Genomic DNA, 20,419 nt, shown 5'->3' with positions numbered 1-20,419 from the left:
TGACCCTGAAGGATGCCGCGGCATCTCCTGGCACCTACGGGATCTACACGTATGCCGCCGGTGGCGTGGTCAACGCCGACCAGGAGCGCAGCGTCGCCCTGAACTACGGCGACACCTCGGTCATCACCTCCACGGTGAAGTCCGCGAGCATGAAGGACGGCCTGACCATCACCGCTGCGGCTTCGAAGCTCGGTGCGATCACCGGTGCCTACGTCGCTGTGATCGAGAAGGGCGCCGAAGGGAGCGTCACCGCAGGCGGCGGGTTCCTCGCGATGCAGTACGTGCAGAAGATCACGGGCGGCACGTTCACGGTGGACCTGACGGCCGCGGCCGACAAGCTCGACCGCACGAAGGCGTATGAGGTGATCGTCTGGAAGCAGCACTCGATGCCCGATGCGAACACGATCTACGCTCGCAGCGCCATCACAGTCAGTGACGAGCAGTGGGACGCGCTCTTCCCGGCGGGGCCGACTGTGGGCACGACGGTCAAGGTTGCGACCGCGAAGGACGGCCTGACCGTCGCAGCAGCGGCCACCAATCTCGGCGAGATCCCTGGAGCCTATGTCGCCCTGATCGAAGCCGGCACCGAGGGCAACGTGAGTGCCGATGGTGGGTTCCTCGCGATGCAGTACGTGCAGAAGGTCACGTTCGGCGCCTTCGCGGTCGATCTCACGACCGCGGCGAAGAACCTCGACCGCACGAAGTCGTATGAGGTCATCGTGTGGAAGCAGCATTCGATGCCCGATGCGAGCACGATCTACGCCCGCTCGACCGTGACGATCACCCCGCAGCAGTGGGACGACCTGTTCGGTGTGACGGTGCCGGAGAAGCCCGTCACCCCGACGACTCCGCCCACGAACGTCCCTGGCGGATCACTCCGCTGGGCGATCTCGTCGTCGTTCACGAACTACATCACGGGTGACATCGCGAAGGGCTCCATCGCGGTCTCCGACGGCGCGACCCGTTCGGGCGGGCAGTTCCAGTTCGGTCAGACCGTCGGCGGCGACTTCGACGTGAACACCGGCCTCGGCAGCGTCGTCTATCGCGGCTCGGTGCGCTTCACCGGTCACCAGGGCGTGCTCGATGTGACCGTGTCGAACCCGCAGATCCGCATCACCTCGGCATCGGCGGCGACGCTGTACGTCACGAGCGGCGGCGCACAGGTGCCGTTCGCGACGCTCGATCTCTCCAACGCGGCGCGCATCGCGGCCAACGGCGCCGTGACCTACACGGCGGCGCCCGCGGCGCTGACGGATGCCGGTCGAGACCGCGTGCTCGCCGGCTACGGCACCGCGCTGAACCCGGTGACATTCACGATCGGCTCCGTCGCGGCGGCGCCGGCCGGTTCGAGCGGAACGGTTGCTGCCGCTGTCGTGAAGCCGAAGACCACCCTCCCTGCTGCCCCGCCGGAGACCGAGGGCATCCAGGCAGACGACGAGAACCTCGCAGCCCTCGGAGCGGGCCAGCCGGCCACGGTGTCGGCATCCGGGTTCCGCGCGAACGAGCAGGGCATCAAGGTCGTCGTGTACTCGACGCCCGTGCTGCTCGAGACGGTGACGGCCGACGCGAACGGCGTCGCGACCTGGTCGGGTTCGCTGCCGGCAAGCCTCGAGGACGGCGAGCACACCCTCACGTTCCAGGGCTCGGTGAACCGCGGTCTCGTGTTCACCCTGAACAGGGCGAACACCACGATCGGTGTGTGCACGGTCGAGGGCGCAACTCTCAAGTGGGGATACAAGGAGTCGTTCCGCACCTACATCGAGGGCATCGCGAAGGGCGGGTGGACGCTGACCGACGTGGCCTACCAGTACCCCGACTACGTGTGGGAGAACGGCACCGGATCGTTCGACGACAAGACCCTCGCGGGCCTCGTGACCTACGGCGGCAGCATCACCTTCACGGGTCACGACGGTGCGCTCAACACGACGCTCGGGAATGCGGCCGTCGAGCTCGCTGGGGACAAGGGCTACCTGGTCTTCGACGTGACCGGTACGACGCAGGGCGGCGAGAGCATCGACCAGAAGGGCGTTCGCCTCGCGGAGTTCGCGCTCGGCGACGCGGCGGTCGTCGACGGCGTGCTGACGCTCGACGCAGTCCCGACTACGCTGACCGAGGCCGGAGCATCCGCATTCGGCACCTACGCCGCAGGCGAGCAGCTCGACCCGGTCACCGCCGTGATCCCGGTGGGCGCGGCCTGCGGCGTCGCGGAGGAGAAGCCCGCCTCCGACTCCGAGGCCACCGCCGCGGTGACCACCGCGACCGAGCCCGCGGCATCAGACGGCGCCCCCGTGTGGCCGTGGATCGTGGGCGGCCTGATCGTCGTCGCCCTCGCGGCGACCGGTGGTGTGCTCATCGCCCGCCGCAACCGCACGGAAGAGACCGCGCAGACGACGACCGAGGTCTAGTCGAGACGCGATACGGACGGCCCTCCCCGCAGCGGACGCGGGGAAGGCCGTCCTTCCGCGACGCCCCGGGTACGCGACACGCGTCGGCGGTGGGACAATGGATGCATGGCCCCCACCGATTCCCACCAGACCGTCGAAGCGACCGTGCGCCGTGTGCCGCGGTACGGCGTGCTCATGGGCATCGGTGTCGTGGTCGGCGTGATCGCCGCCGGCATCCTCACCTGGACCGGCAGCTTCGACGAGTCGCAGGCCCTCGACGTCGTCTACCCGCCCGGTCAGGTGTTCGGCTTCCTGCTGCTGTGGACGGTGCCGATCGGCATCGCGCTCGGCGGTGTCACCGGTCTGATCCTGGAGCGCATCGCCCGCCGTCACGACCGCGTCGTCCGGGTCGACCGCGAAACCGTCGTCGACGAGGACTGACCCCTTCACCTGCCGCCGAGTGCACGGCGTACCGCCGAGTGCACGGCTTCTTCGCGCAGCTATCCCGTGCACTCGCAAGCAATCCGTGCACTCGCGGGGACGGTGGATCCCGGAAGCTGCGGGGGCTAGGCCAGCTCGGCGATCACCGGACGGATCGCGGCGTCGAACGCCACGACGTCGCGGCGCAGACCGTCGGTCACCGCCACCGTGAGCGCCCCGATCCACCAGATGCCGCGCTGCGAGAACGGCAGCACCTGCACGTTGAGCTCGAACGAGTGCGCGCGTCGGCCGACTTCGCGCTCGAACTCCGCGATCGCACTCGCATAGGCGCGATATGCGTCGCCGCCGGTGTGGCTCTTCATCGAACTCACGTAGCGGTCGTGCGCGGCACGCGCGTAGAGCAGAGCCGACGTCGCCTGCGGGGCGATGGCCGCTGTGAGCTCCTCCGCACCGTGGGCGGGCAGGGCGACCAGGGTGTCGAACCCGTCGATGAGCTCGAGTGGCACGTCGGAAGGATGCGCGCGCGGCTCGACCGTCATGTCCCAGTAGTCGCGCCACTGGGCCTCGATCGTGGGGGAGGCGTCGACGGCATCCGGCGCGCGGACGGCGAGTTCGCGGAGGCTCGGCAGGTCTTCCGGAACCCGGATGCCGAGGCGCTGCCGCAGCGCGAGCGCGACGAGCACGGGTACGCTCGCGTCTTCGCGGATGAGCCACTGCGGCTTGTCGGCCATGGCCCCATCGTAGGCGGCTCGGGGCTCCGGATCCGAGGTCCGACTTCGCGGAGAGTCGGACCGGCCGTGGGCGGTAGGCTGGAGACGTGGCTGCCTCCCCCACCAATCCCTATTCCGAAGCCGGCGTCGACACCGCTGCAGGTGATCTCGCCGTCGAGCTGATGAAGTCTTCCGTGCGCGCGACGCACGGTCCCGAAGTGCTCGGCGGTGTCGGCGGTTTCGCCGGCCTGTTCGATGCCAGCGCGCTGCGCGACTTCCGTCGCCCGCTGCTCGCGACCAGCACCGACGGCGTCGGCACGAAGGTCGCGATCGCGCAGGCGATCGACAAGCACGACACGATCGGGCAGGACCTGGTCGGCATGGTCGTCGACGACATCGTCGTGGTGGGCGCCAAGCCGCTCTTCATGACCGACTACATCGCGTGCGGCAAGGTCGTCCCGGAGCGGATCGCCGACATCGTCCGCGGCATCGCCCAGGCATGCTCGGCCACCGGCACCGCGCTGGTCGGCGGAGAGACCGCGGAGCACCCGGGCCTGCTCGGCCCCCGCGACTACGACGTGGCGGGAGCGGCGACCGGAGTGGTCGAGGCCGATGCGATCCTCGGCGCGGAACTCGTGCAGGACGGCGACGCGGTGATCGCGGTCGCCTCCAGCGGACTGCACTCCAACGGCTACTCCCTGGTTCGTCACATCGTGACCCGCGCGGGCATCGGCTACGGCGACAACGCCGCCGACTTCGGCACGACCTGGGGGGAAGCGCTCCTCGAGCCGACCCGCCTCTACACGCTGCCGCTGCTTCGTCTGATCGAGCAGCTCGGCGGCTCCACGGGAACCGGCGGCGTGCACGCCCTCAGCCACGTCACCGGCGGAGGCATCGCGGCGAACCTCGCGCGCGTGCTCCCGCAGGGCAGTTGGGTCGAGGTCGACCGCAGCAGCTGGTCGCCGAGCCCGGTCTTCCGCGTGCTCAGCGATATCGCCGGGTCCACGCTGGAGTCGGCGGAGGGCACCTGGAACCTCGGCATCGGCTTCCTCGCCGTGGTCGCCGCGGAGAAGAAGGATGCCGCGATCGCGGCGCTGAACGCCGAGGGCATGCCCTCGTGGCAGGTCGGGACCGTCGGCTTCGGGCCGCGTCCGGCCGGCGAGTTCGAACAGGGCGCCAAGGGTGTCGACGGTGGAGCAGTGCGCCTGGTCGGCGCCTACGCGGACGGAGCGAAGTAAGAGCCCATGTGCGGCATCGTCGGAATGGTGGGCTCTGCCCCGGTCAATCAGGACATCTACGACGCACTCCTGCTGCTGCAGCACCGCGGCCAGGATGCGACGGGAATCGCCACCGCCGAGGCGAACGGCGTGATGCACAACGCCAAGGCGCAGGGAATGGTCCGCGAGGCGTTCCGCACCCGCGACATGCGAGCCCTGCTCGGCAACGTGGGTCTCGGCCACGTGCGCTACGCCACCAAGGGCACGGCCTCGAACGAAGAGGAGATGCAGCCGTTCTACGTGAACGCGCCGTACGGCATCATCCTCATCCACAACGGGAACCTCACCAACACGCGTGAGCTCACGGCCGACATGGCCAAGCGCGATCGCCGCCACCTCAACTCCTCCAGCGACACCGAGCTGCTGCTCAACGTGCTCGCCGGCGAGCTGCAGAACACGACCTCGACCGTCGACCTCGACCCCGAGCGGGTGTTCGAGGCCGTGGCGCGCACGCACGAGCGCATCGAAGGCGCCTACGCCGTGATCGCCGTCATCGCCGGCTACGGTCTGCTCGCCTTCCGTGACCCGTTCGGCATCCGTCCGCTGATCCTGGGTCGTCGTCCCTCGACCGTCCCCGGCGCCGAGGGCAAGGACGAGTGGGTCGTCGCGAGCGAGTCGCTCGTGCTCGAGAACGGCGACTACGACGTCGTGCGCGAGGTCGAGCCGGGCGAGGCGATCTTCATCACCAACGACGGAGAGCTGTTCTCGAAGCAGTGCGCCACGGCCGCCACTCTCGCACCGTGCGCCTTCGAGTACGTCTACCTCGCCCGTCCCGACTCCGTCATGAACGGCATCTCGGTGTACGAGTCTCGTCTGCGCATGGGCGACCGGCTCGCCGACACGATCGCCAAGCACGTGCCGATGGACAAGATCGACGTGGTCATGCCGATCCCCGACTCGTCGCGCCCTGCGGCGATGGAGGTCGCCCGCAAGCTCGGCATCGAGTACCGCGAGGGCTTCTACAAGAACCGCTACGTCGGCCGCACCTTCATCATGCCGGGACAGGCGGTGCGCAAGAAGAGCGTGCGCCAGAAGCTCAACGCCATGTCGACCGAGTTCCAGGGCAAGAACGTGCTCCTGATCGACGACTCGATCGTGCGGGGCACCACCTCCAAGGAGATCATCCAGATGGCGCGCGATGCCGGCGCCGCCTCGGTGACCTTCGCTTCTGCTGCGCCTCCCGTGCGGCACCCGCACGTGTACGGCATCAACATGCCGTCGCGCCACGAGCTCATCGCGCACGGGCGCACGATCCCCGAGATCGCCGAGGAGCTCGGGTGCGATCACCTGGTCTACCAGGAGGTCGAAGACCTCAAGGCCGCGATCATCGAGGGCTCGGCGCTCACCGATCTCGACATGAGCTGCTTCGACGGCCGGTACGTGACCGGCACCGTCTCGGATGAATACCTGGCCTGGGTGGAGGGGTCACAGACCTCATGACGATGCCGAGTGCGCGACCGCTCTGGCAGGGTCGGGCTCTCGCACTCGTGGGGATCGTCCTGGTGGCGTTCTCGCTGCGCTCGGCGGTCGCCTCCCTGTCTCCGGTCATCGACCACGTCGCCGAGGACTTCCCGGTCTCGCCGGTCGTCGTCGGCCTCATCGGTGCCGCACCGCCGGTCTGCTTCGCGATCTTCGGTCTGCTCACGCCGCTGTTCGAGCGTCGATTCGGCCTGGAGCGGATGGCGGTCGCCGCGATCACGCTCATGGCTCTGGGCCTGCTGCTGCGCGGCCTCGCGTTCGATTCGACGACTCTGCTCGCGGCCACCGCGGTCGTGTTCGCGGGCGTCGGCTCGGGCAACGTGCTCCTCCCGCCGCTGGTGAAGAAGTACTTCCCGGATCGGCTCGGGGTGATGATGACCATCTACTCGACCACGATGGCGGTGTCGACGTTCCTGCCTCCGCTGGTCGCCGTGCCGGTGGCCGACTCTCTCGGCTGGCGGGTGTCGCTGGGGATGTGGGGCATCGTCGCGGGTATCGCGCTGGTGCCCTGGGTGGCACTGCTGCTGAAGAACGGCTCGCGGGCGGTCGAGCCGGTGAATCGCGATCCGGTGAAGAACGAGCTCCTGGCCCCCGACCCGACCGACGGCGTCGACGACGTGCAGGATGCGGTGGCCGTCGCGACCGGTCCGATCTCGACCACCCCTGCGAACCGCCGGTACTTCGCCCGGCTGTGGCGGCTTCCGCTCGCCTGGGCGCTCGCGATCGTCTTCGGGGCGTCGTCGACCATGGCGTACGTCTCGTTCGCATGGATGCCGACCATGCTCGTGGACATCGGTGACGTCACTCCGGCGACCGCGGGCTTCCTGCTCTCCCTCTTCGCGCTGATCGGTCTCCCGTGCTCGTTGCTCGTGCCGATCCTCGTCGTGCGCTTCCAGGCGACGCGCCCGCTCTTCTTCGTCGCGGTCGGCGGAGGGCTGGTGGGGCTCGCCGGCTTCCTGTTCGCGCCGACCGTGGCCCTGCCGCTGTGGGTGAGCATCTTCGGCCTCACAGCCATCATGTTCCCTCTGAGTCTGGTGCTGCTCAGCATCCGCGCCCGCACTCCGGAGAGCGCAGTGGCGCTGAGCGGCTTCGTGCAGAGCATCGGCTACGCCATCGCGGCGACTTTCCCCCTGCTGGTCGGACTGCTGCACGAGACGACCGCGGGCTGGCGGATTCCGCTGCTCGTCATCGCGGGTGTGCTGATCGTCGCGATCCCCGCCGGCATCGTTGCGGGGCGGCGCCGCACGGTCGAGGACGAGTGGGAGCACCGGCACGGTCGCTGGTGACACCGTGGGCCGGCGCCTGCGCGACGTCACTCGGCCATGCGTTCCCCGGCGGGGGAGAGCACCCACCAGATGCCGCCGACGCCCTGACCGTTGACGTCTCCTGCGGCGGCATCACCGGCGAAGTAGTAAAGCGGCCAGCCGTTGAGGGTCACCTGAGTGGAGCCGTCGGCCGTGGTGATGGTGCCGACTTCGCCGGTCACGCCTTCGACGGCCGGCGCGTCGCTCTCGACGGTCAGCGGCGGCCAGTTCGTCAGGCACTCGCCGGTGCACGAGCTCTTCCCCGAGCCCTGCGTGTCGTTGTCGAACATGTAGAGCGTCTTCCCGTCGGCGTCGACGACGATCTCGCCGAGATCCGAGTCCGCGGTCATCAGAGTGCCTGAGCCGGACGACGATCCCGAGGTGGGGGCGCTCGATCCGGAGGACTGGCCGTAGGCGCCGCCCGTGTCCTGCGCCCCACCGCCGGAGCTTCCGCCGGTCGACGTGCAGCCGGCGACGACGAACGTCATGAGCAGCGCCGCGACGGCCGCGGTCTTCGAGACTCTCGAGAGCATGGTGAACCTCCTGTGCAGGACCGCGGGTGCGGTCATGGGGTACACGAGAGGCGACGGGGAAAGGTTCAGGGTCCGTCGAGCGCCGATCGCATCAGCACGGTTCCGGAGTCGACGGCACGGATCTCGACGGCGGCGATGTCGGACGCCGGGAGTTCGGTGCCGGCGCTCAGGCGCGCCGTGGTTCCGGGGTGCGCGCGCCAGGTCGACAGCACGCTCTCGGTGCCGTCGTCGCTCACCACCACCAGCGCGTAGGCCCATCCATCCGCGGGCGCGTCGCCGTCGCTGCCATAGTCGCAGATCATGTCGAGTCGGGTTCCCCAGGCGACATCGGTGAGGCTGACGGATGCGGTCAGCGGCGCGTCTCGAAGCTGCTCGAGCGCGATCGTCGTCGACGGTGGACGCAGAGTAGAGATCACGGGCACCGCCACGGTGGCCACCACGATCGCGGCGGCTGCGGCGATGCCGACGATCCGCGCACGGCGACGGCGTCGGGCGCGCTCGGTGGCCAGGGACAGCACGCGCGCGCGGTGCTCCGGGGCCGGAGTCTCGACACCCGCTGCCTGCAGCAGCGATTCCGCCCGCTCGGGGGGTACCCGGGAGAGCAGGCCGGGGATCGGCGTGATCTCGGCGATGGCCGCGCGGCACTCGGCGCACTGCGAGAGGTGCGCCTCGTATTCGGCGCGATCGGCGGCGCTGAGAGCTCCGAGTACGTAGGCGGCATCCCCGTCGGCATAGCGCCCGTGGTCGGCGTTCATCGCGTCACTCCCTTCTCCTGCAGCCCGAGACGCAGCGCGCGCAGGCCGTAGTGCAGCCTCGACTTCACGGTTCCCTCCGGGATCGTCAGCTCGTCGGAGATCTCCGACACGGTGAGCCCTCGGTAGTACGCGCGGATCACGACCTCGCGATGCGCCTCGGAGAGGGCCGAGAGCGCCTCTTCGATGAGGATCGCATCGAAGATGGCGTCTGTCGCGTCTCGCATGGCGGAGTCCGGGGGTTCATCCGTCGTGATCTCCCGGCGGTGGTGGGCGCTGCGCACCTCGTCCACGACCAGGTGTCGGGCGACCGTGTACATCCAGGATCGTGTCGATTCCGGATCGTCGGCGAGGATCCGCGGAGTGCGCCAGGCGCGCAGCAGCGTCTCCTGGACCACGTCGTCGGCACCCGCTCGATCCCCGGTGAGGTGCACGACATAGCGCCAGATCGGTGCCGCATGCGCGTCGTAGAGCGCGCCGAGACGCGCCGCATCATCCTTCGGCATCCGCCACCTCCTTCGGTCCTCTCCGAAGACACGAGACAGCCGGGCGAGAAGTTCATCTGAACCTCGCGCGATGTCATCCCGTGTCCTGAGTATGGACCTCTTCGAGATCGACGGCCTCCCGCTGCATCCGCTCATCGTCCACGCGGTGGTCATCCTCGTGCCGCTCACGGCGCTGGCACTGATCCTCGGCGCCTTCCTGCCCGCCGCGCGCAAGAGGCTCGGCGTCGTCACACCGATCGCCGCGCTGGTCGTGCTGGTGCTCGTGCCCATCACGATGCTCGCGGGTGAGGCGTTGGCGCAGCAGGTGGGACCGGTGCCGGCCGTCGTCCATCATGCGGCTCTCGGCGGGCTCCTGTGGCCATGGGCGCTGGCGATGTTCGTCGTCGCCGCGGTGCAGTGGTGCTGGTGCCGCTTCACCGAGGGGCCTCGCAGGACAGCGCGCATGATTCTGGCCGCATTGGCCGTGGTGAGCGGCGCAGGGAGCACGGTCATGGTCGTGCTCATCGGCGAGGCCGGCGCCCGGGCGGTGTGGGGCGGGTGAGAACAGCTTCTGTCGACGTCGGAGGGGCGGCGGTGACGTCGTCTGTCGTGTCTTCGGTCACGTCGGGAATCCGGCTGTATCGATATGTCCCCACGCTCTTCAGCTGGGTCAGTGCCTGGACCAACGCGCGTAGCTCTCTCAGTGGGACTGCCCTCATCGAGATCTCTCGTGTGCCTCTGTCGGCGACGGTGACCTTCATCGTGTTCGCAGGGAGCCATCGGCCCACGGGGCTGACGACGGATTCGTAGTGAAGGATCGAAGAAGCTCGGAAGAGAAGCCGCCTACGGAACAGGATTCCTCGATGGATCTCCACGACCCCGTCGGGTGAGAGGAAGAACCGGGACGGTGCGCGCACGCTCCACAACGCGATGACGATGATCAGAGCTGTCCCTGCTACCACCGACCACGCCGCTCCGATCAACGACTGGACGATGATGATCGCCCCGATCCAGATCGCACCGATGGCGATCACGCCGAAGAGCCTCGACCGCGCGATGAGTGTGCCCTGCCGATGATTCGGGAAGACACTCTGAATCGCTGAAGTCGCTTCTCGGGCCGTGGCATGAGGAGACAAGAAGTTCTGTGGGTCTCCCTCACCCGATCCGCCCGACACGCGCACGATGCTGCGATGAGCCAGACGAAACAGAACGGGCTGCTGCAGATCGAGCAGGGTGATGTCAGCGCAATCGATCGTGCGCGTCCTGGTCGACAGCAGTCCCTGTCGGGTCTCGATCAGTTCCGCCGTCCGCCGGATCCGGAAGTTCGACATCTCCACCATCCTGGAGATGACCCCTGTCGCGATCGCCAGCGCACACGTGCCTGCCAGGGCGACCACCATCATCGCGACCGGCAACCGGATCAGTCGTTCCCAGAGAAAGAGGGAAGTCTGAATGATGTCGCGTTCCAAGAACTGCGAGAGCAATCCGATCGCGGCGATGGCGAGGGGGAAGATGACGTACCACCGCGAATGCGTGAAGGCGTACAGCCAGATCTCGGCGCCCGTGAACTCCTCCGTGTCGTCGAAGAAGTCGACATCGCGGGCGCCCGCCTCGCGGGAGCTTTCGATATGGGTGCGGAGTTCTGCGATCGCCGCAGGGGTGAGTGCTCTGAAATGGATGTCGTTCGCCTGCCCGGTACCGTGGGCGACTCGGAGTTCGGATCGCCCGAACAGGCGCAGAAGCCAGGGGGTTTCGACATAGACGCCCCGCACACTCGACCAGGGCACCTGCAGCGAACTCGAGCTGACATAACCTGACCGGTACGTGAGCTCGGATTCGAGGGGCTGATACGTCGTGCTCCGCCACTCGGCAACCGCGAAGACGAGTCGCACGACGAACCCGACGAGCAGGATCAGATACACCACGAGTGGCACGGGCTTGCCGACCAGTGCGCTGATGAGAAGGGAGACTGCGGTGCCGACGATGCCACCGAGGAGGGCGCGAACACCGACGATCGCGATCATGACGCGGCTGTTCCTTCTAACCATGAGCATCGGGAGCATGGGCCGATCGGACTTCGCGTTGCAGATCGATGAAGGCGTCGTCGGTGACACCGTCGATGTCGACGTACGTTCCGGGAACCCGCAATCGGACCTTCACGAGCCCGACGGACCGCATGATCGGTCCCTGGCGCCGCTCGACGATCAGGATCTGCTGCATCGGCAAGAAGTTCTCTCGCTGGAAGACGACGCCCTCCGAGGTATGGATCCCGTCAGATGAGACGGAGTATCGAAAGCTCCGCACAGCAGCCGGCGTCAGCCAGGTGAGCTCGATGAGCGCGACGACTACGGCGAGTCCGAGGACCGCGAAGACGATGGGGATCCGCATCGCAGGGATGCCGAGCACGAGCCCGACTGCAGCGATGAGGAGTATCGCCCAGAGTATTGCGCTCCGCAGAACGGCGACGACCACGGCCTTCGGTGCCAGTTGCATCAATTCGCTTTCGGTCTCGCGATGAGTTCTGTCTCGCGATGAGGCGGGTGGGAGGAGGTCGCGGATGCGCCTGGCGCTACGCGGAGCGCGGCGGTGCGGTGGACGAGCGCACGATGAGCTGAGGGTCGGTGGAGGGCATCTCGCCGACCGCATCGTGTCCCTCGATCTGAGCGATCACCCGGAGCGCGGCCGCGCGGCCCATCGCCTCGAAGGGTTGGCGGACCGTGGTGAGCGCGGGGGAGGCGTAGGCGGCGAGGGCGATGTCGTCGACGCTCACCACCGAGACGTCGTCGGGAACGCTGCGACCGGCCTCGTGCAGCGCGCGGATCAGTCCGAACGCCATCTCGTCGCTGCTGACGAACACGGCCGTGGCCTCGGGGATGGCCGCGATCGTGCGACCGGCGCGGTAGCCCGACTCGGGCGTCCAGTCGGCGGGGATCAGCGGCGGGGGAACGATTCCGCGGTCGCGGAGCGTCTGTTCCCACGCCTCGCTGCGCTGCTGCGTCTCGGTCCAGTAGTCGTCACCGGAGACGTGCCAGACGGTCTTGTGCCCGAGATCGAGCAGGTGCTCGACGGCGAGACGCGCGATCGCGCGCTGGTCGACGGCGAGCGGGGCGTCTTCGTCGAGAGAGGTGCGCTCGCTGCGGGTCGCGGGGGTGCGCTCTGTGCGCGCCCGCATGGCCGGACTCTCGAGCTCGACCGGCACCCCGAGGATGATGCCTTCCGCGCCCTGACGCTCCAGCCGGTCGAAGGCCTCCAGGAACGCCTCGGCCGACGCATGGTCGGCGACGGCCGCCGTCGAGACGGTGTATCCGTTCGCCGCAGCCGCCTGCTGGATGCCGACACCGAGGGCCGCTGACGAGTATCGGTCGGTCGAGACGACGATCACACCGAGCACACGGGTGCGGCCGGAGGCGAGGGATGCGGCGGCGGCGTGCACGCGATAGCCGAGCTCTTCGACCGCTGCGAGCACGCGCCTGGCGGTGTCGGGGCGCACGTTGTCCTGCCCGGACATGACGCGCGACACGGTCTGCGTGGAGACTCCGGCGAGCTGGGCGACATCGACCTGGCTGGGGGCGCGGTCGTCTCTCGGGCGACGAGGTGACATGTGCTCAATGGTAGCGATCAATCGGCGTGAATCCAGGAGGCGGCGAGTCGTGTGATGCGATAATGTGAACGCAAACACTCGTGCTTGGAGCGCTATGTCTGACCTTCTCGCCTCGGCTCTCGACGACTCTTCCGTCGCCGTCGACGCCCCGGCCGCCGCGTCGCCGATCGGCGCGCCCACCATGACCTGGCGCGACGGGGAGATTCTCCGCGACGGCGCCGCCCACCGCATCCTGGCGGGCTCGATCCACTACTTCCGCGTCCATCCCGACCAGTGGGAGGACCGCCTCCGTCGACTCGCCGCGATGGGCGCGAACACGGTCGACACGTATGTCGCCTGGAACTTCCATGAGCGCGTCGAGGGGGATGCGCGCTTCGACGGCTGGCGCGACATCGAGCGCTTCATCCGCCTCGCCGGAGACGTCGGACTCGATGTCTTCCTCCGCCCCAGTCCCTACATCTGCGCCGAGTGGTCCAACGGCGGCATCCCGTTCTGGCTGTCGGGGCGGGTCGCGGCGCTGCGCACCAGCGACGCCGGCTTCCTCGCGGCGGTCGATGCGTGGTACGACGCGCTGATCCCCCGCCTCGTTCCGCTGCAGGCGTCGCACGGCGGACCGATCGTCGCGATCCAGATCGAGAACGAGTACGGCTCGTTCGGCAGCGATTCCGCCTACCTCGCACACCTGCGCGATGGGCTCCGTCGCCGCGGGATGGTCGAGATGCTCACGACCGCCGACGGCATCACCGGCGACATGATCGAGCACGGCAGTGTTCCGGGTGCGATGGCGACCTTCACCTTCGGTACCGGCGTCGCGCGGGCGGTCGAGCTGCGTCGCGAGGGTGATGCGCTCATGTGCAGCGAGCTGTGGGGCGGCTGGTTCGACCACTGGGGCGAACGGCACCACGTGCGCTCCGCCGCGAGCACCGGCGGCACGATCGCGGAGTTGCTGGCTGCGGGCGGATCCGTGAGCCTCTACATGGCGCACGGCGGCACGAACTTCGGCCTCTGGAACGGGGCGAACCATGACCAGGTGCTGCAGCCGACGGTCACCAGTTACGACTCGGATGCACCGATCGGTGAAGACGGCACGCTGAACGAGAAGTTCCATGCGCTGCGGTCGATGTTCGCGCCGTTCCATGCGGGTGAGCTCCCTCCGATCCCCGCCGATCCGCAGCGGCAGAGCGCCGCGACCGCACCGCTCGAACCACGGGTTTCGCTGGGGGAGCTGATCGCGACTCTCCCCGTGACCGGCGACGTCTCGCCGCGACCGCGCACGTTCGAAGAGCTCGGTGCTGAAGACGGTCTGGTCGCGTATCAGGCGGACGTGTCTTTTCCCGCCGAGGCCGTGCTCACGATCGACGGACTGCATGACCGTGCCGTGGTGTCCCTCGACGGGCTGCGGCTCGGCGTGCTCGAGCGCGATGGCGAGACGTCTCTTCCCCTACCGCGCGAAGGTGGCGCCGGCCGGCTCGTCATCGTCGTCGAGAGCCTGGGTCGCATCAACTACGGCCCCTACACCGGCGAGGGCAAGGGCATCATGCGCGGCGTGATGATCGGTCGCCGACTGGTCAACGGGTGGACGCATCGACTGATCCCGCACGACGCTCCTGCGGCGACCTCCCCTTCCGCCGACCCCGCCGCCGACGGGGTCGCCGTGGCCTCGTTCGACATCGCCGAACCGCTCGACGCCTGGCTCGCCTTTCCCGACGGCTCGAAGGGCATGGTCTGGTTGAACGGATTCCTCCTCGGCCGGTACTGGAAGATCGGACCGCAGGAGACGCTGTACGCACCGGCACCGCTGTGGCGGACGGGCCGCAACGAGATCGTGGTGCTCGACACCGACGGACTCGGCGCGACGGTCGAGATCCGCGAGCAGCCCTCCTACGGCGAGACCGAGGAGTTCATCGGCTCCTGACCGCTCTGCTGCTGCTCCGAGACCCATCCTCCGCGCCGAGACCCATCGTCTCAGGCGGCTGTGAGGGTGGGTCTCGGCGCGGAGCGTGGGTTTCGCTGCCGCAGCACTTCGAGACATGTTTGCGCTCGCCTGGCAAAAGAGCCTTGATATAGGGGACCGCGTCCGCTTACAGTGATAGCGCAAACATCGATGTGATCGTCGATGAACACTTGCGGCGCACCGGGGCGTCCCTCCTCCCGACGTCGCTCCGATCGAGAGGCAAGACGTGTCGAAACCTTCCCGACCGCCCCGCGCCGCCGTCGCTCTCAGCTCCGTGCTGGCGACCGCGCTCGCAATCGGCGGTGTGCTCACCCCGGCGACGGCCGCGCAGGCCGCCGACCTCGTTCCGGTGCCCAAGACCGACTACCGCCTGCACGCGGTCTCGAGCGAGTCGGACCCCTATCCGGCGCCGCCGTCGCTCGACGGCACCGCGCTGGGTGCGTTCGACGGCGACTTCGCGACGCAGTGGACATCACGGTATGCCGCGAATGCCCCGTTCCCGCACTGGATCGTCGTCGACCTGCAGCGCTCGCTCTCGGTGAAGGCCCTCGACTACTCGGTCAAGAAGGGTCAGGGCGTCGCCGCCAAGACGGTGGAGGTCTATGTGACCGATGACCCGGACGTGGCGCGCAACTCTCCGGCCGACGGCGGATGGGGAGCGGCCTCGGCAACGGCGACGCTGCACGCACCGACGGCGAACGACGAGAAGCAGCGCATCACCCTGGATTCCGCCAAGGACGGCCGCTACGTGGCGTTGCTCGTGATCGACGCGCAGGGCACCACCGGGGGAGGCGCGGGCGAGATCGAGGTCCTCTCCGACGAGCCGCTGCCTCCGATCGTCACCGAACCCGAGACGCCCGACACCGACGAGACCGTCGAGATCGCCGCCGGCGGTACGACGGCCATCGTGTCGACCGAGTTCCCCCGCATCACCGGATACCGGGTGGGCGGGGAGAGCATCGCCGGCCAGCGCAGCTCCGCGAAGACCTGGTCGGTGAACGGCACCACCTACCCGTCGGAGACCACCTCGACATCCTCGGCGACCGGGGTCGACTACGTGTCGACGCTCACCGGCACCGACGTGACCGTGCGCAGCAGCATCCGCGTCGCGAAGGACGGGACCGTCGGGTTCGAGGTCACCGCTGTCGAAGGCGGGGCCACCGTGACCACGCTCGGACTCCCGGACAACGCGTTCCTCTCCGTGAGCGCCGCGGATGCCGGTGCTGCGCTCGACCGCACCGTGATCAGCCCCGACAGCACGAAGAACGCCGACGAGCACATCGCGGTCAACGCCTCGACGGCCACCGGCCAGAAGGGGGCGGCCTTCGCCTTCCTGGGCAACGGCGCGCTCGTTGGCAGTGTCATCACCAACGCGACGACGCAGGCATCCGGCGGCACAGCATCCTGGAACACGCGCCTGACCACGCGCGTGACCGAGACGGCGGGACGCACCGCCGAGATCGGATCCAGCGCCTGGCTGATCCACCCGACCACCGCCGTCGACAGCCGCGTGACCACCTACGCGCTGCCGAAGGTCACGGTGCTCCTCGCCGCCGACCGCAACGGTGACGCGGCGGTCGACTGGCAGGACGCCGCGATCCGCTACCGCGAGGTCGACACCCCGCGTCTCGGTGCCGACCGAGTCGCAGAGCGCGTCGTCAGTAGGATCCCGTTCAACTTCGCCTCCAGCGCGACGAACTACTTCGACCTCACCCTCGACAACACCAAGCGCATCGCCAACCAGACCGACGGCCTCGGACAGTGGGTGCTCAACAAGGGCTACGGCAGCGAAGGCCATGACTCCGCGAACACCGACTACGGCGGGAACTACAACGAGCGCGCGGGTGGGCTGACCGACCTGAACAACCTCGTCGACGAGGGGGCGAAGCTCAACGCCGACATGAGCGTGCATGTCAACGCCACGGAGATGTATCCGCAGGCGAACGCGTTCGACTCCGCGATCATCGACGGAGCGGCGCCCTACAAGCCGGGCTGGAACTGGCTCGACCAGTCGTACTACATCAACCAGCAGGCTGACCTCGGCACGGGGCGCGTGCTCGACCGCTTCCAGCAGCTGCGCGACGAGGTCCCCGGCCTCAGCGGCGTCTACATCGACGTGTACTACTCCAACGGGTGGGTCGCCGAGGAGCTCGCGGACGAGCTGAACGGCATGGACCTCGAGGTCGCGACGGAGTGGGGCGACAAGTTCGTCGACAGCACGGTCTGGTCGCACTGGCCGAACGACCTCAGCTACGGGGGCGTGACCAACAAGGGCATCAACTCCACGATGGTGCGCTTCATCCAGAACGGGCAGGCCGACGTCTGGAACAACGACACCCTGCTCGGCCAGCAGCGTCTGATCGACGCCGAGGGATGGGTCGGCAACCGCAATTGGGACGGTTTCATCGACAACATCTGGACGCAGAGCCTGCCGACCAAGTTCCTGCAGCACTTCGACCTGTTGACCTACGAGGCCGGTACGGAGGCGACTCTGACCGATGGCGTGGCCGTGCGGATGGACGGCAGCACCAGGGTCGTCACCATGGACGGCGCGACGGTGCTGCGCGGCGACTCCTACCTGCTTCCGTGGCAGTCGCTGGCGTCGAACCAGGACGCCGGCTCGCCCGTCGATGCCGACAAGATGTATTTCTACTCCGCATCCGGCGGCGAGAAGACCTTCGGTCTCACGGACGCGTTTCGGGGCAACGCCACCTTCGACGTCTTCGAACTCGGTGACCAGGGCCGCGTCAAGGTCGGTACGGCCACCGCGAACGGCGGTGAGTTGACGCTCAGCGGTGACAAGGGCACGGCCTACGTCGTGGTGCCGCAGGGCGGCGCACAGCGCGCGGCGGTCGAGTACCGCGATGCCGGTCTCGACGACCCGGGGTTCAACTCCGGTTCGCTCGAGGTGTGGAACCCCCAGGGCGATGTGACGATCGAACGTACCGACCTCGGCGGTGCGAAGAACGAGTCCCGCGGCGACAACATCGCCGTGTTCGGCCCCGGTGCCTCGTCGATCTCGCAGACCGTGACCGGGCTCACTCCCGGCCAGCGGTATGCGTTCTCGGCTCAGGTGCAGATCGATCCGACCGCGACCCGTGACGTGAGCGTCTCGGTCGACACCGGCTCCGGGGCGGTGACGCGCACGTGGAACCTCTCCCCGACGTACAACTACATGCGCGCCGACTCCAAGGCGGGCCAGTACTACCAGCGCGGCTCGACGTCGTTCCTCGCTCCGGCGTCCGGTGAGGTGAGGGTCTCGATCGGTGCCGTCGCCGGCGACGCGAAGGTGCGCATCGACAATGCCCGCGTCACCGCCGACACCACCGGCCCGTTCGCACCCGGCACGGTGTACTCGAACGACTTCGAGGGCAACGAGGCTGGCTGGGGACCGTTCGTGAAGGGCGACGCCAACGGGATCGACGATCCGCGCACGAGCATCTCGCGCCGGCATGACCCGTACTCGAGCAGTGACTGGCGCAACACCGCCAAGCCGTTCGATGCGGGGACCCTCGCAGGTCTGGCGGTCGACACGACGCTCAACGGCGACCACTCGCTCATGTCGCACTCCGAGAACAGCGGGATCGTCTACCGCACGGATCCGACGCTCGTGCCGCTGCAGGCCGGGCACTCGTACCGCATCGGCTTCGACTATCAGGCCGGCGCGAGCGGGGCGTACCGCTGGCTCACCGGCACCGATGCGGTGGCGGGTGGCAAGGTCACCTCGACCACGCTCAGCCGCACCGGCATCACGCAGGCGTTGGAGACGACGGCGTTCTCGCAGGACGTGATCGTCGGCTGCGGCGACTACACCTGGGTGGGACTCGAGCGCGTGGGTGGACCGGACGTGGACTTCGTCTTGGACGACTTCACCGTCACCGACCTCGGCCCCACGGCCGGCGGCACGCCCTGCGCGACCGTCTCGGGCGAAGCGGGCGTGCTGAGCCCCGGGGCGCAGACCGCGTTCACGACGACCTTCACCAACAGCGAGTCGATCGCCGTGGAGAACATCGGCGTGCAGCTCGAGGTTTCGGAGGGCTATGTGGTCGAGGTCGCTGACGGTTCGTCGAACCTGTTCGACGAGGTCGCGGCCGGCGACAGTGTGGAGACCACCTGGCTGGTCACCGCGCCGGCAGAGGCTGCGGGTACGACGGCCGGCATCGGGATAGCGGCGACGTATCTCGCCGACTGCGATGTGCGTACGGTCAGCATGACCCAGGAGGTGTCGGTGTCCTCGCGGGCACGCATCCCCAACGCGCAGATCTCCGCGACGGCGAGCTCGGAGGAGACCTCGGGCGAAGACGGCGCTGCCGCGAACATGCTCGACGGCAACGCCGGCACGTTCTGGCACAGTCGGTGGAGTTCGGCGGCCACCTCGTACCCGCACGTGCTGACGTTCGACCTCGGTGCTGCCGAGCAGGTCGACGGCATCTCGTACCTGCGTCGCGGTGCCAACCAGAACGGACCCATCAAGGGATACGAGGTCGCGGTTTCGACGGACGGACAGGCGTACACGCCCGTCGCCTCGGGGGAGTGGAACAACATCGCCGAGTGGCAGGACGTGGACTTCGCCGAGACCACAGCCCGCTACATCCGGGTCACCGCGACCTCATCGATCTCGGGGACGCAGTTCGCCTCGGTGGCCGAGATGGCCGTCTACGGCTCCTCGGCTCCGCAGGCGGGCCATGCGCCCGCGACGCGTCCGGCCGACGACCTGAGCGAGTGCAACCCGGCGATCGATCCGAAGATCGGTCTCGACACCGACTCGGTGCGCGCCGGGGAGACGGTGGGCGTCGCGCTCACGGGCTTCGGTCCGCGCTCGACGGTGTCGGTGTGGCTCGACGGCGCGAAGCTGACGGATGCGACGGTCGATGAGAAGGGCGCGCTGTCGACGAGACTGCTGATCCCCACCGACGCCTCGCTCGGGAAGCACCGGGTGATCGTCCAGGACGCGTCCGGTGCGGAACTCGCCAGCGCTCCGTTGAAGGTCAAGAAGGCGAAGCCGGGGAAGAAGGCGACCGTCACGGCCTCCATCGGCTCGGTGGTGGCGGGAGGGAGTCTGACCGTGCAGCTGAGCGGGTTCGAGCCGGACGCGGTGGTGCAGCTGTGGCTGCATTCCGAGCCGGTGCGGATCGGCGAGGTGACGGTGTCCGCCGACGGCGACGCCGTGGCCACGGTCTCGATTCCCGCGGCGACGCCGGCTGGATCCCACGCTCTCGTCGCGACCGACGCCCAGGGCGTGGAGCTGGCGCGCGGGGACCTCACGGTCACGGCCGGTGCTGCCGCTAGCGCCGGTGGCCTCGCGACGACCGGTGCAGACGGAGCCATCTGGGCAGGGGCGGCGGTCGCCGGTCTGGCCGCGATCACGCTCGGCCTCGTCCTCTGGCTGCGGAGACGCCGACTGAGCTGACGCACCGCCCGAACGGCCCGGAGTGCTCCTCCGGGCCGTTCGCCGTCTCTACCGCGCCCCGCCCCGCGTCCCCGCCCCGCGTCCGCCCG

General features: G+C 68.5%; 15 protein-coding genes. 8 read left to right on the top strand and 7 right to left on the bottom strand.

Features of this window, described 5'->3' with window-relative positions:
- Positions 1-2,405, top strand: a 2,405-nt coding sequence (locus DW307_RS00250) for an HtaA domain-containing protein (RefSeq protein WP_205810295.1), incomplete at its 5' end; no start/stop codon positions are given.
- A gap of 105 nt (positions 2,406-2,510) precedes the next feature.
- Positions 2,511-2,825 carry a hypothetical protein gene (locus tag DW307_RS00245; RefSeq protein WP_021199192.1) on the top strand — a complete coding sequence of 105 codons (315 nt, stop codon included), beginning with the start codon at positions 2,511-2,513 and terminating at the stop codon, positions 2,823-2,825.
- Between the two features lie 125 nt (positions 2,826-2,950).
- Here the strand turns inward: DW307_RS00245 and DW307_RS00240 are convergent, their stop codons facing one another.
- Positions 2,951-3,556, bottom strand: coding sequence for a hypothetical protein (locus tag DW307_RS00240; protein WP_021199191.1), 606 nt, complete (start codon positions 3,554-3,556; stop codon positions 2,951-2,953).
- Between the two features lie 86 nt (positions 3,557-3,642).
- On the opposite strand from DW307_RS00240, the gene purM reads away from it, so the two are divergent.
- Genes purM through DW307_RS00225 form a run of 3 tightly spaced genes read left to right on the top strand, consistent with a single transcriptional unit; the run spans position 3,643 to position 7,577 of the window.
- Positions 3,643-4,773 carry a phosphoribosylformylglycinamidine cyclo-ligase gene (gene purM, locus DW307_RS00235; RefSeq protein WP_029259549.1) on the top strand — a complete coding sequence of 377 codons (1,131 nt, stop codon included), beginning with the start codon at positions 3,643-3,645 and terminating at the stop codon, positions 4,771-4,773.
- A gap of 6 nt (positions 4,774-4,779) precedes the next feature.
- Positions 4,780-6,252: an amidophosphoribosyltransferase gene (gene purF, locus DW307_RS00230; RefSeq protein ID WP_021199189.1), complete on the top strand. Its 1,473-nt coding sequence runs from the start codon at positions 4,780-4,782 to the stop codon at positions 6,250-6,252.
- Positions 6,249-7,577 (top strand): MFS transporter, encoded by a 1,329-nt coding sequence (locus tag DW307_RS00225; RefSeq protein WP_021199188.1) that lies wholly within the window; start codon positions 6,249-6,251, stop codon positions 7,575-7,577. The genes purF and DW307_RS00225 overlap by 4 nt, the downstream gene beginning before the upstream one ends.
- A gap of 26 nt (positions 7,578-7,603) precedes the next feature.
- Here DW307_RS00225 and DW307_RS00220 read toward each other — a convergent pair whose 3' ends face one another.
- The 3 genes from DW307_RS00220 to DW307_RS00210 form a co-directional block, all read right to left on the bottom strand.
- Positions 7,604-8,128, bottom strand: a complete 525-nt coding sequence (locus DW307_RS00220) for a COG4315 family predicted lipoprotein (RefSeq protein ID WP_021199187.1) — start codon at positions 8,126-8,128, stop codon at positions 7,604-7,606.
- 65 nt (positions 8,129-8,193) lie between these two features.
- On the bottom strand, positions 8,194-8,883 hold the full coding sequence (locus DW307_RS00215) for an anti-sigma factor family protein (RefSeq protein WP_136023626.1): 690 nt from the start codon (positions 8,881-8,883) through the stop codon (positions 8,194-8,196).
- Complete coding sequence (locus DW307_RS00210) at positions 8,880-9,386, bottom strand: sigma-70 family RNA polymerase sigma factor (protein WP_021199185.1); 507 nt, start codon at positions 9,384-9,386, stop codon at positions 8,880-8,882. The genes DW307_RS00215 and DW307_RS00210 overlap by 4 nt, the downstream gene beginning before the upstream one ends.
- Positions 9,387-9,456: 70 nt before the next feature.
- Here DW307_RS00210 and DW307_RS00205 point away from each other — a divergent pair, with 70 nt between their 5' ends.
- A complete protein-coding gene (locus DW307_RS00205; protein ID WP_399553088.1) occupies positions 9,457-9,927 on the top strand; it encodes a DUF2231 domain-containing protein in 471 nt (156 codons plus the stop codon).
- On the opposite strand, the gene DW307_RS00200 is transcribed toward DW307_RS00205, so the two are convergent.
- The 3 genes from DW307_RS00200 to DW307_RS00190 form a co-directional block, all read right to left on the bottom strand.
- A complete protein-coding gene (locus tag DW307_RS00200) occupies positions 9,887-11,389 on the bottom strand; it encodes a PH domain-containing protein (RefSeq protein ID WP_021199183.1) in 1,503 nt (500 codons plus the stop codon). The genes DW307_RS00205 and DW307_RS00200 overlap by 41 nt on opposite strands.
- Before the next feature lie 16 nt (positions 11,390-11,405).
- A complete protein-coding gene (locus DW307_RS00195) occupies positions 11,406-11,858 on the bottom strand; it encodes a PH domain-containing protein (RefSeq protein ID WP_168440954.1) in 453 nt (150 codons plus the stop codon).
- Between the two features lie 76 nt (positions 11,859-11,934).
- Positions 11,935-12,966: a LacI family DNA-binding transcriptional regulator gene (locus tag DW307_RS00190; protein WP_021199181.1), complete on the bottom strand. Its 1,032-nt coding sequence runs from the start codon at positions 12,964-12,966 to the stop codon at positions 11,935-11,937.
- A gap of 94 nt (positions 12,967-13,060) precedes the next feature.
- On the opposite strand from DW307_RS00190, the gene DW307_RS00185 reads away from it, so the two are divergent.
- Together DW307_RS00185 and DW307_RS00180 are read left to right on the top strand one after the other, a co-directional pair.
- Entirely contained in the window at positions 13,061-14,881 is a 1,821-nt protein-coding gene (locus DW307_RS00185; protein WP_136023624.1) for a glycoside hydrolase family 35 protein, read from the top strand.
- Between the two features lie 265 nt (positions 14,882-15,146).
- Entirely contained in the window at positions 15,147-20,330 is a 5,184-nt protein-coding gene (locus DW307_RS00180) for an endo-alpha-N-acetylgalactosaminidase family protein (RefSeq protein ID WP_136023623.1), read from the top strand.
- The last annotated feature ends 89 nt before the right edge of the window (positions 20,331-20,419 follow it).

The sequence above is a fragment of the Microbacterium sp. K27 genome (assembly GCF_004794435.1).
Classification (GTDB): Bacteria; Actinomycetota; Actinomycetes; order Actinomycetales; family Microbacteriaceae; genus Microbacterium; species Microbacterium maritypicum_A.
This window is presented reverse-complemented; position numbering and strand designations above follow the sequence as displayed.

Bases quoted from the DNA above. Each gene is read 5' to 3' on its own strand.
- DW307_RS00245 (WP_021199192.1), top strand. From the start codon at position 2,511: ATGGCCCCCACCGATTCCCACCAGACCGTCGAAGCGACCGTGCGCCGT.
- DW307_RS00240 (WP_021199191.1), bottom strand. From the start codon at position 3,556: ATGGCCGACAAGCCGCAGTGGCTCATCCGCGAAGACGCGAGCGTACCC.
- purF (WP_021199189.1), top strand. From the start codon at position 4,780: ATGTGCGGCATCGTCGGAATGGTGGGCTCTGCCCCGGTCAATCAGGAC.
- DW307_RS00225 (WP_021199188.1), top strand. From the start codon at position 6,249: ATGACGATGCCGAGTGCGCGACCGCTCTGGCAGGGTCGGGCTCTCGCA.
- DW307_RS00220 (WP_021199187.1), bottom strand. From the start codon at position 8,128: ATGCTCTCGAGAGTCTCGAAGACCGCGGCCGTCGCGGCGCTGCTCATG.
- DW307_RS00215 (WP_136023626.1), bottom strand. From the start codon at position 8,883: ATGAACGCCGACCACGGGCGCTATGCCGACGGGGATGCCGCCTACGTA.
- DW307_RS00210 (WP_021199185.1), bottom strand. From the start codon at position 9,386: ATGCCGAAGGATGATGCGGCGCGTCTCGGCGCGCTCTACGACGCGCAT.
- DW307_RS00205 (WP_399553088.1), top strand. From the start codon at position 9,457: ATGTCATCCCGTGTCCTGAGTATGGACCTCTTCGAGATCGACGGCCTC.
- DW307_RS00200 (WP_021199183.1), bottom strand. From the start codon at position 11,389: ATGATCGCGATCGTCGGTGTTCGCGCCCTCCTCGGTGGCATCGTCGGC.
- DW307_RS00195 (WP_168440954.1), bottom strand. From the start codon at position 11,858: ATGCAACTGGCACCGAAGGCCGTGGTCGTCGCCGTTCTGCGGAGCGCA.
- DW307_RS00190 (WP_021199181.1), bottom strand. From the start codon at position 12,966: ATGTCACCTCGTCGCCCGAGAGACGACCGCGCCCCCAGCCAGGTCGAT.
- DW307_RS00185 (WP_136023624.1), top strand. From the start codon at position 13,061: ATGTCTGACCTTCTCGCCTCGGCTCTCGACGACTCTTCCGTCGCCGTC.